This is a genomic window from Spirosoma aerophilum (assembly GCF_054782495.1).
The window spans coordinates 382,283-394,707 of record NZ_BAAGSJ010000038.1 but is presented as its reverse complement, the minus strand read 5'-3'; the positions used below and the strand labels follow the sequence as shown (position 1 = coordinate 394,707).

The following is a 12,425-nucleotide window of genomic DNA, read 5'->3' as shown; positions in this document are numbered from 1 at the left end:
GCATCCAGGACAGTGGCGAACCCGGCTTAGCCGGAGTAGTGGCCACTCTGTATGTCAACGGAGCGGCCTCGCTGACCACGACGACCAACGCCAGTGGCTTCTACAGCTTCACGGGCCTGACGCCGGGCAGCAGTCTGAGCTACGTGGTGGGCTTCAGCGCCCCGGTGGGCTACACGGCCACCCTGGCTAACGTAGGGGACGACACCAAGGACAGCGACGCCGATCCGATCACGGGCAAGACCCAGTCGGTGACGCTGGCCCCGGGGGAGAACAACCCCACGCTGGACGCGGGCTTCTACATTCCAAGTGCCTCGTTGGGTGACTTCGTCTTCGTGGACACCAACAAGAACGGGGTTCAGGACGCAGGCGAGCCGGGCATCCCGGGCGTGGTGGTGACACTGGTCAGCAATGGCACGGTGGTGGCTACCACGACGACCAATGCCTCGGGCGTTTACTCCTTCACGGGCTTGACGCCGGGCGTACCTTACTCGCTGAGCTTCACCACACCGGTGGGCTACACGGCCACGCTGGCTCAGCAAGGCGGTGACGACACGAAGGATTCGGACATTAACCCGATCACGGGGGTGACCCGGTCGGTGACATTGGCACCGGGCGAGAACAATCCCAATCTGGATGCTGGCTTCTTCCCAGCTTGCCCAACTAACTTTAGTTTGGTGGTGTCAAATGATGCGACGATCTGTAACGGAGATGCAATTAACCTGGTTGCATCGACTCCAGTACCAAAATCTAAAATTTGCTGGTACCTGACACCGTTCGATGGAACGGCCTTCGCTACAGTAGATAACGGAGTACCCGTGAGCGTCAATCCAACGACAACGACGGTTTATTACGTTGAAGTAACGACTGAAGACGGTTGCCGCAGTGCTCGCAAGCCGGTAGTTATAACGGTTACGACCGTTCCGACTCCAATTTGTCTGGGCAACATTAAGAACACCTGTCCGTCGACAACGGTTGATCTGACCAAGATTCAGATTGAAAACCGCGAGACTGGCCTTGTATACGAATGGTATACGAGCATGGATCGTTCGATTGCCACACGAGTGACAAACCTGACGGCCGTTGGCGCGGGTAAACTCTATTTGTTCGCAAAATCGGGCAACTGCTACAGCAACCCAACTGTATTAACGGTTGAAATTGTTGATTGCAACTGTCAGAACGTAGCTGGTGTTGACGTGGGTCCGGGTGTAGCAGTCTGCGCCGGAGATGTGATTCCGCTCAAAGCGATTCTGTCCGGTTCAGCAACAAGCGTAACCTGGGCATCGAATGGTACGGGTACATTTAGTAACCCATCCAGTCTGACCACAACGTATACGCCGTCCAAGGCTGATATGAAAACGGGTAACGTAATGCTTACGGCAACAACCAACGATCCGGACGGTCCGGGTGGTATTTGTCAGTCGGCAACCAGCTCGTTGATTGCTCAGATCAATAAACGGCCAAAGGAACCTGTTAATGTAGCTTGTGATGACACTATTGTTTGTCAGGGCAGCAGCACGAAACTGGTAGGCTTCGCTCCGGGCAGCAAAATCAACTGGTATGACCAGGATGGCAAGCTGATTGGTACGACCCAGAGCGGTAGCAAACTGGTGGTAACGCCAGCAAAAACAGGTTCTGTTGTTTACTATGCAGAAGCCTTTAACGAAACCGGTTGTGTGAGTGATCGCTCGTCGATAACGCTGACCGTTGGTAATTGTCTGGCTGATCTGGCTGTGGTGAAACAGGTAGTTACAGCTGGTCCCTACAGTGTAGGCCAGAAAATTACCTACTCGATCACAGTCAATAACAACGGGCCTGTCACGGCCAATAGTGTCAGCGTAAACGATGTACTGCCAGCCACGCTGTCGTTTGTTAGCTCGACACCTGCCGGTCAGTATAACGCTGGAACGGGAATCTGGACAATCGGTACGATGACGGCAAATTCAAACCGTAATCTGCTGATTGAGGCTACGATTAATGCGTCTGGTTCCATTAAGAACACGGCCATTGTTAATAGCCCAGACAACGATCCGAAGTATGCACAGAACGATACGTCTGCTGTAATTATCGATGTTATCCCTTGTAATGTCCAGCCTCCGCTACTGGTTTGTGCCATCACGGAGATATGTAAGGGAGGAACCACGACACTGACAGCTAAGGGCTGTGAAGGTGGCACCATCATATGGTCTAACAATAAGACCGGTGAGACCATGTTTGCATCGCCATTCGTCACCACTACGTATACAGCAAGTTGTGTAGTTGGTAAGTGTACGAGTGCTGCATCGAACCCAATCACGGTAACTGTTGTCGAGCCGAAAGTGCCAACCATTTTGGCAAGTGCTTCTACTGTTTGCCCAGGTACATCGGTAACGCTGACCGCATCGGGTTGTGAAGGGGGTACGATCGTATGGTCTGATAAAACAAAGACCGGCGCGTCTATTGTGGTTACACCTTATGGCAAGACAACTTACACCGCACAGTGCGTGATCGGTAGCTGCCCAAGTAACCCTGCAACGAAAACGATCGATATCACGACGGATATCCCAACGCCGACGATCATATGCAGCACATCAACGGTTTGCCCAGGTGAAACCGTAACGCTGACCGTTCAGAACTGCGTGGGTACGCCCTACTGGAGTAGTACGACAGCAATAACCGGCAGCATCATTGTTACGCCAACTGTTGGTAACAATAGCTACTCGGTATACTGCAAAACAGAAGGTGGTTGCGTGAGCAAATCGTCGCCTGTCTACACAATCAATGTGGTGGCGCCAGTTACCCCAACGGTAACGGCCAGCACGGACACAGTTTGTGTGAAAGGTGCGGTTATCCTGACGGCTGCCAATTGTAACGGAACGGTTAAATGGAATGTGAAAGACCAGACTGGTCCGAGCATCACCGTGTATCCGACCACGAATATCAGCTACTTCGCATGGTGCGAATCACGCACCTGCCAGAGTCAGCCATCGAATACGGTGGATATCACGGTTGTGACACCAACGGCTCCGATTATCTCTGTCAGCAGCACAACGCTGTGTAGCGGAAATAAACTGACGCTGACAGCAAAAGGATGCGCTGGTACAGTAACATGGTATGGCATCGACGGGTTGAGCAGAACGGGTGCAAGCGTTGATATCTACCCAACGGCTACGGCTACCTACTACGCTACCTGTAAGATTGGTAAGTCGTGTGAAAGCGAAGCGTCGAACAAGGTTCGCGTAACCGTGAGCACATCAACGGCTCCGGCTCCGGTTGTAACAGCATCATCTATGTCGATCTGTAGTGGTGGCATCGTGTCACTGACAGCTACGGGTTGCGAGGGTGGTACGGTTAAATGGTCTGATGGCCAGACGGGCCCTGTTGCTTCGATGGTCGTGACGCCAAACTACAATGAGTTCTACGCGCTTTGTACACCAGCCGCAGGCGCTGGTTGTGGCACTGGTAAATCGAATGTTATTAAAATCAATGTAACATCGGCACCGAAGCCAACGGTAATCTGTAGCACGGATACAATTTGTCCGGGCGAAACAGTGACACTGACCGTTCAGAACTGTGTTGGAACACCCCATTGGAGCAGCACGACGGCTACCACCGGTAGTATCGTTGTCGCCCCAACGCAGACGACCTCTTATTCGGTCTTCTGCACAGATGGAACCTGTTCCAGCGAAACGTCTAAGCAGTATACCATCACTGTAATACCGGTGGCTATGCCAACCGTTACGGCATCGGCTACGACTGTTGAGCAGGGTGGTACAGTAACACTGACGGCATCGGGTTGCAATGGAGAGGTTATCTGGTCGGCTAACGACATAAACGGAAACAACAAAGGCGCGGTGATCGTGGTGCGGCCAGAAGGCACGCAAACGTACTACGCTCAGTGTAAGTACCGTACCTGTCTGAGCGATCCATCGGTAACGATCACCATCAACCCAGGCGATTGCGCAGCTAAAGCCGGCACGCTGGTGGCTGTAAACGGAAACGTTTGTGGCACATCGAGCGCGACGGTAGCGATTAGCGCTACACCGAACGGTGGACTGGTTCAGCCGACGGGATATTCAGTTCTCTATGTACTGACAAAAGGAGCCGGCAAAGTTGTTCAGCAGACCAGCGCAACGCCACAGTTCATCGTATCGTCTGAGGCTGCTGAATACACCATTCACACATTGGTCTACAACGCCAATGCTGCTGATAAGAACTACGTTGATCTGTCGGTAGTGAAACTGGGTATTACAACGGCTACGGATGTACTGCAGCTGATTGGTAAAAAATGTGCTGCTCTCGACGTGGCGGGTGCTAAAGTGAAGGTGAGTGCTGTTGCACCGCCGGTACTGTCTGCCTCATCGTTCACGGTTTGCAGTGGCAACACTGTATCGCTGACAGCTACGGGTTGTGAAGGTGGCAAAGTGATCTGGTCGGATGGTTCAGAAGGGGCAACCTATTCGAAAGCGGTCTACAGTGATATGTGGCTAACGGCTACCTGTACCGTTGATGGTTGCACCAGTGCACCATCGGCTAGTGCACACATCACATTAGGCACACCGGCCATCCCGATCATCGTGAGCAACAAACCGGCTGTCTGTGTCAGCGAAACCGTATCGCTGACAGCTACGGGTTGTGAAGGTGGTTCTTATATCTGGTCGAACAACACGACGGGCAGCTTGCTGACCATCACGCCAACGACCGATGTAAGCTTCCGTGTACGATGCAAAGTAGGCGAATGCCTGGGTGACTGGTCAGCCTACACGACCATCAAAGTAGGCGCTCCGGCGGCTCCGACGATCTCGGTCGTTGGCGCAACGGGTAGCACAACAGCCTGCTTCGGTGCACCGATAACGCTGGTAGCTGAAGGTTGTGGACCGAATAGCTACGTGACCTGGTCGAACAATCAGGTTGGTCAGTCGATCACCGTATCACTGGCTGGCTCGGCGAACTTCACGGCACAGTGCTGCAACTCGAACCAGTGTAAGAGCGCACCGTCGAATTCAATCGCGGTGACTATACTGCCGAAAGTACCGCAGCCAACGGTGGTCGATAAGACAAATGCCTGTCCGTTCGTAACGGTGGATCTGGCTACCGCTGTAACCAGCAAGGCCGCAACTGCCGGTGGTGTGTTTGAATACTATACCGATGCGTCGCTGAGCAGTGGTTCGAAAGTGGCTAATCCAGCCGCTGTAGGTACCGGAACGTACTACGTTGTTGAGAAAACCACCAACGGCTGTGTAAGCCTGCCCGTTGCGATTCATGTGCAGATCAACACCTGTAATGATCCAATGCCTTGCGATACACAGAATCCGGCTACGGCTAATGCCGGTGTAGATGCCAGTGTTTGTGCCGCGAAGACCTATCAACTGAGTGGTGTCATGGGTGGTGCGGGTAAAACCGCCCACTGGACCACCAGTGGTAGTGGGTCGTTCGATAACTCGTTTGCACTAAACGCTGTCTATACCGCCAGTGCTGAGGATATACTGTCAGGGAAAGTAACCCTGACCCTGACAGTAAAAACCGCGAACCCAAACTGCCCGGTTGCTACCGATAATATGTTGCTGACAATTGACGGCATCAAGTCGATCCCGGTAGTAACGGTGGCGGGTGGAACGAAGCTTTGCTTTGGCGACTCAGTAACGCTGAAAGCACCCGCAGGTGCTGCAGCTTACAAATGGAGCAACAACGCAACCACACAAAACATCGTCGTCAAGGCGAGTGGTGTGTATAGCGTTCAGTTGTTCGACGCCAAAGGCTGTAGCTCCGTTAAATCAGAGGGTGTGGTCGTCAATGTTGCTGAGCCTGTGATGCCGCCCCTGGTATCTAACCTGCGCAACACCTGCCCATCTAAAATTGTCGACCTGACAAAAGCCTTGTCGTCGCCTAATGCAGGTAGCTCGTACATCTACCGGATTTGTGAGTGCACCACGTCGAACATCGTGATGCGTCCGGATTCGGTTTGCGAAGGCACCTACTGGATTGTTGAGCGGAATAACGCATCGGGTTGTTTAAGTGCACCGGCTAAAGTGGTTGTAAAAGTCTTCAACTGCGCTGCCGATACACTCAACACAGATGTTAGTATCGCTAAGCTAGCCAGCACGGCCTTTGTGAAGAATGGTGCACCGGTAACGTATACCATTACGGTAACGAACAACGGTACACATACGGCTAAGAATATCGACGTTCGTGATGTACTGCCGAAAGGCCTGGAGTTACTGCCAGTCTCGACACCCGCTTACAAAGTGTCGAATGGGGTTATCACCAAACGGATTGATAGTTTGAAAGTGGGCGAATCGCAGCAGATTGTTTTTGCCGCTCGTATAACGGTTAAAGGCAAGGAAGTGGTCAATAAAGCCGAGATCACCTATCTCGATAATAACGACACTAACCTGGCCAACAACACCTCAAGCGTAACCGTGAAAGACACATCGTCTCACAAGGCAAGTCTGATCGGTTTGGCAAAAGCAGTTCTGGGTCAACCTACAACGGTAGGCGACTCGCTCATCAAGGTTTCGTATAGCTTCGTAGCGACGAACTTTGGCGACGATACGCTGCGTAAGGTTCGGGTTGCTGATGATCTGGCAGCCGCCTTTGCTCCTAACACGGTACAGTCGGCCAAGGTGATGTTCACGGCAGGGTCTACGCTCAAAGCAGATCCAGCTTTCACGGGCGCTACTAGCTATGTGCAGTTAATTGATTCGACCAGCTACATTCTGCCTGGGGCTTCCCAGACGTTTAAACTGGACGTGGTTGTTAAACGCACAGCTGGCGATACGACCCAAACGTTCAAAAACACGGCGTATGCATCGGCTATGAATAGCCAGGCGGGCGTATGGGACCAGTCGGTAAATGGTGGCGATACGGATCCGGATAACGACGGTAATCCAACCAATAACGCAGGTTTCTCCAGCTTCACGCTGAAACCCGCTCAGCCTCAGGGCCCGGCTATAGGTTTGGCACTCGCAGTTGTTAAGGTTGTACCACTGCCAGATAGTTCATATAACGTCACCTACAAAGCGACGATCAAGAACTATGGCGATGTAGCCTTGACAGGAGTCGTTCTGACAGATAGCCTGCTGAAAACGTTCGCATCACCAACCTCTTACAGTGTTGTGGGTGCACCGGTTGTCGGGGCAGGCAGTACGTTGGTTGCCAACGCTGCCTTCAATGGCGGTTCAGATTCGAATATTCTGACAAGCGCCAGCCAACTGGCCGTGGGTGCTCAGGATACGGTGCTGATAACGGTGAACATCAAGCCGAATGGCAACAATGGTCCGTTCTACTCCAGCGCAACTGTGGTTGCTCAAACTCCTGATTTGAGCCAGGTCGTTAAAGACATCTCGAACAATGGATTTGATCCGGCACCAGCTGGTTCGTTATCCACGACGGTTCGCTTTGATCTGCCAACTGGCTTGATAGGTGTTTCGAAATACGTAGGTACGCCAACAATGGTCTCCGATGGTATCTATGATATCCCGTACACCATTACGGTGAGCAACCTGGGTAGCGTTCCGCTGAAGAAAGTACAGGTTGTCGATAATCTTTCGGAAACCTTCGGTCACGGTGCACTTATTGTTAGTAACCAGATTTCTGTTACCAGCACAGGTAGTGTAGCGATCAATCCGGCTTATACCGGACAAGGCCTGGTAACGAAAATGCTGATCGATTCGCTGAGTACGCTGGAAGTAGGCGCCAAGAGTAACCTGAGCTTCACGGTTCGGGTAGACGTAAGGAATGCCGATTCGCTGACATTCTTTAACATGGCTGATGCAACGGCACTGACGCCAACTGGCCAGTTGGTACAGGATATGTCGACGGCCGGTACAAACAACGACCCCGACAATGACCTCGATCCACGGAATAACAGTACGCCAACGCCAGTTGCGTTGAACGGTCAGTCGACAACATCGTTCATCGGTGTGGCCATGACTGTGCGCGATACAGTTCGTCAGTCGGATGGTAGCTTCAACGTCACGTATCAGGTTGTGGTGAAAGCCTACGGTCCGGATGCGCTGAATAATGTGAGTGTAAGTGACACCCTGTCGAAGGTCTTCAATAGCCAGACAGGTGCTACCTACTCCCTTGTGAAGGCGCCGTTCACGACCTCAACGGGCAGTGCCCTGAAGCTGAATCCGGACTTTAACGGTGGCTCTGATCCGCTATTGGTTCTGGGCGACAGCACCAGTGTACTGGCCGCCGGTAAGGCTGACACGATTCGATTCGTCATTAATGTGGCCTCAAACGGCAGCACAACGACGTTCCTGAATACGGCTTACGCCTACGCTAAATCGAAAACCGGTACGGTAAGCGATGTGTCGACGAGTGGTGTGAATCCTGACCTCAATGGTAACGGAAACCCAACTGACTCGAACGAACGCGAAGCGACTCCGTTAAATCTGCCACAAACATTCCTGACGATCTTCATTCCGGAAGGCTTCTCGCCAAACGGTGATGGTATCAATGATCTGTTCGTGATACGGGGAGTTGCAGGATTGACGGTTAGTCTCGAAGTTTACAACCGTTGGGGTCATCTGGTCTACACGAACGATGATTACAAAAACGATTGGGATGGTAAGCCAAACACCGGCATCGCGATTGCTTCGGATGCAAACGGCGTACCCGACGGAACGTACTACTATGTGATTAACACCAGCGACGGACGCAAGTTTGTACGATACATGACGATTAACCGATAATACCGATGTCAAACAAGTTTTCAATGAAACATTCGGCAATCGTGCTGCTACTGATCCTCGGGATCGGTAGCAGCCAGGTCCGGGCTCAGCAGGACAAGATGTTCTCGCAATACATGTTCAACATGATGGCTCTTAACCCGGCCTATGCCGGTAGTCGGGATGTGTTGAGCATGTCGGCCCTCTACCGGAACCAGTGGACCGGCCTACAGGGTGCTCCGCAAACAGCAACGTTTACGGCCGATATGCCGCTCAATAACGAGCGGGTAGGGGTTGGGTTGCAGCTTTATGGCGATAAGGTTGGCGTTATTCAGGAAACGGGAGCATTTGCTTCTTACGCCTTCCGCATCAAAGTAGGCGCTAAAAGTACATTAGCGTTGGGCCTTCAGGCTGGCGCTTCGAGCTATCAGGCAAACCTGACCGATGTGAAAACATCGCCCGATGGACAGGTGGACCCGGCTTTTGCCAGCAACATCTCGAAGATGCTTCCAAACTTTGGTACGGGTATCTATCTAAGCAATGATCGTACGTATCTGAGCATTTCGGTACCTCGCCTGATTAAAAACAAGTTGAGCGAGTACAACGTAGGCGATTATCGGTCGGTACAGGCGCGTCAGGCATATCTGGCCGCTGGGTTTGTGGTTGGTATCAGCCCGGTGGTTAAAATGAAGCCATCCTTCCTGGTAAAATACGCCGAAGGGGCTCCGCTGGGATTTGATGGAAATATCAATTTCTGGTTCGCTGATCGCATCGCCATTGGGGCCTCTATTCGCCGGAACCAGTTCTCAACCTGGTCGAAATACACGACGGATGCTGTGGTTGGTATGCTGGAAGTGCAGCTGACCGACCAGTTCCGCTTTGGCTATGCCTACGATCGCACCATGAGCAATTTGCAGAGTGTTGCACCCAGTTCGCACGAGATCATGATTCGCTATGAACTTGGTTTTGGTAAGAATCGTATTCTGACACCTCGTTATTTTTAACGAACAGGTAATCGGGTAAGAAACTAGTGAAGTAAGTCGATGAGCGTTCAGGTAAATCCACTATGTAATGGATAGCCTGCACGCTCATCGACTTACTTTACTAGTTTGCTTTTTTTACCCCTTTACTATTTTCCGGCTTCACAGGTACTTCGGCTCAGTATTTGCATAGCGAAAGGTATACCCTCAGGTTCAGCCGGGAGGGTATACCTTTTATTTTGTGATGCTTCCAATCTTTATACCGTATGATACGTATTTCTTCTGTACTAATGCTCACCTGGCTGACAGTCAGTCAGCTACTGGCGCAGTCTCTCACAAAAAAAGCCAATCATCAATTTGATCAATTAGCGTATGTAAATGCCATTGAGCTTTATGAGCAGGCACTTGCAAACCCTGCAACCCTTTCGGAGGAAGAACGACGTGAAGCACGGGCTAAACTTGGTTACAGCTATCAGCAAACACGCGATATGCAAAATGCAGAGCGTGTGTATCGTGACTTGATTACCAGTGGTCCCCTGCCAGCCGATTATGTCAAATCGTACTTGTTTTACGCACAGGCGCTGGCTAGCAATGGGAAATACCGGGAAGCTCAGGAAGCTTACGATAAATATGGTAGTGCCCAAACGAGTGATAAGCGAAGCACATCGTTCTCGACACTATATAGTGATGTCAACGCGCTTACCCGCAACGCAGGCAGCTACAAAGTTGAATTCCTAACCATGAACACCCGAAATGCTGAATTTAGCCCCACACTTTACAAGGATGGCATGGTGTACGTATCGGCCGGCAAGGGGGGCGATGGGATCAAGCGGGTATTTAAATGGAATAACACGCCCTTTCTGGACTTGTATTACCTGCCCGATTTAAAAACCGTCCGGGCGTCGAAGGCATCAAGCCTGGGGGGAAGTGCCGCGTCCACAAAGCGTATACAAACGCGGTTGATCCGTCCCCTCGGAAGTGACGATTACACGGCCCCGACGGCTAACGATACCCGTACGGTTGGTTTTTACGGTGGAACTAACATTAGTAAGGGGTATGAAGATCAGCCCATCAGTGAGTCAGATCGGTTTAGCCGGACACTCAATACGAAGTATCATGAAGGACCTGCGACCTTTACCAAAAATGGTGAGCGGGTTATTTTTACGCGGAACAACTTCAACGATGGTGAATACCGCAAAAGCACTGATGGTGTCAATAAACTCAAACTCTTTACCGCCACCCAGATCAGTGGTATCTGGAGCAAAGCCGAAGAGCTGCCTTTCAATAGTGATGAGTATTCAACGGGTCATCCATCGTTATCGAAGGATGATCAGCTGCTATATTTTGCCTCTGACCGCCCGGGTGGACTGGGTGGTACGGATATTTACGTGTCCCGATGGACAAATGGTAAATGGGGAGAGCCGGTGAATCTTGGCAAAGAGGTTAATTCCAAAGGCAATGAATTGTTCCCCTTTGCGGATGAAAAAGGAAACATCTATTTCTCATCAGATGGCCGGGCTGGATTGGGTGATCTCGATATATTTTATGCACAGCTCACAACCGACGGCCAGCAGGCGCGGGTGGTTCGAAACTTAGGCGAGCCTATTAACTCATCGAAAGATGATTTCGGTATCGTAACGGACGGCGATCGGAATGCGGGTTATTTCAGCAGTAACCGGAAGCATGGCGGAGCCGATGACGATTTGTATAAGTTCACCCGGGAAGGGTCTCTATACCCTTGTCGTGAGTTGACCGTAAGTGTAGTGGATGCCAATTCCAGAGAGCCACTGGCCAACACATCGGTAGCTATGGATAATCCAGCCAGTAATAAGCAAAAGGATTTAAAAACCGATGCTGAAGGACTGGTGCGTATTTGTCTGGATGTGGATAGTGACTTTAAATTCCTGGCCACTCGGGAAGGGTATATCGATAATAAAGTTGGTTTCTCCACGAAAGATTTGTCCGACGACCAGCCATCCCGCCTGGAAATTCTGCTTGACAAGCCAAAAGAAGTGAGTAAGGCCGTCTCTACCTTGCGGGGAAAGGTAACGACTCAAACTGGCAAATTGCCCATTGATGGAGTAAAAGTGGTATTGGTGAACGGGTGCGATGGCAGCACGCAGGAAACAACCACTGGTCCCGATGGCAGCTATGAATTTACTGTTCAGCCGGGTTGCGATTACGCACTCGAAGCCATGAAAGACAATATGGGTACGATTGGCGGGCGTATTGCAAAGGATGGTACCGGTACCACAGAGCTTACCATGTTTAAGAAAGGCGATGTCATTCAAATTGATAACATCTATTACGACCTCAACAAGTCAGTTATTCGTCCTGATGCCGCTGCCGAACTGGACAAGGTCGTTGCGTTATTAACGAAGTACCCATCCATGACGATCGAAATGCGGTCGCATACGGATAGCCGCGCAACGGCTGCTTACAACAAAACCTTATCGTCGAACCGGGCTAAATCAGCGGTGGCCTATCTGAAGTCGAAAGGGATTCCCACCAAGCGGTTGGTAGCCAGAGGATACGGCGAGAGCGCCTTGCTGAATAAATGTAAAGATGGCGTGAATTGCCCGGAAGAAGACCATCAGCAAAACCGCCGGACGGAGATCAAAATTCTGAAACTTGAGTAACAGGTTTTAGACTTCCGGCCCTCAGCATTTGGGGTAGACACCTCTCTTTTTGTCAATGCTGAAGCGGCTTATACCTTTGTTGTACGTAAACGCCAAATGTCCTGTACCTAAACAGGCTATTTGGCGTTTACTAGTTTAAATCCTCCGATTGTAAA

The 12,425-nt window shown here is 51.3% G+C and carries 3 protein-coding genes; all 3 read left to right on the top strand.

The annotated features are described in order from the left end of the window. Positions 1 to 8,675: SdrD B-like domain-containing protein (locus ACYVK4_RS31365; protein WP_461131540.1), on the top strand; the 8,675-nt coding region annotated here is incomplete at its 5' end. Positions 8,676 to 8,680: 5 nt separating this feature from the next. Then, positions 8,681 to 9,655 (top strand): PorP/SprF family type IX secretion system membrane protein, encoded by a 975-nt coding sequence (locus tag ACYVK4_RS31360; RefSeq protein ID WP_461131539.1) that lies wholly within the window; start codon positions 8,681 to 8,683, stop codon positions 9,653 to 9,655. Positions 9,656 to 9,897: 242 nt separating this feature from the next. Continuing rightward, positions 9,898 to 12,270 carry an OmpA family protein gene (locus ACYVK4_RS31355; protein ID WP_461131538.1) on the top strand — a complete coding sequence of 791 codons (2,373 nt, stop codon included), beginning with the start codon at positions 9,898 to 9,900 and terminating at the stop codon, positions 12,268 to 12,270. Positions 12,271 to 12,425 lie beyond the last annotated feature (155 nt).

Coding starts and splice junctions, on each gene's coding strand:
- ACYVK4_RS31355 (WP_461131538.1), top strand. CDS start 9,898: ATGATACGTATTTCTTCTGTACTAATGCTCACCTGGCTGACAGTCAGT.
- ACYVK4_RS31360 (WP_461131539.1), top strand. CDS start 8,681: ATGTCAAACAAGTTTTCAATGAAACATTCGGCAATCGTGCTGCTACTG.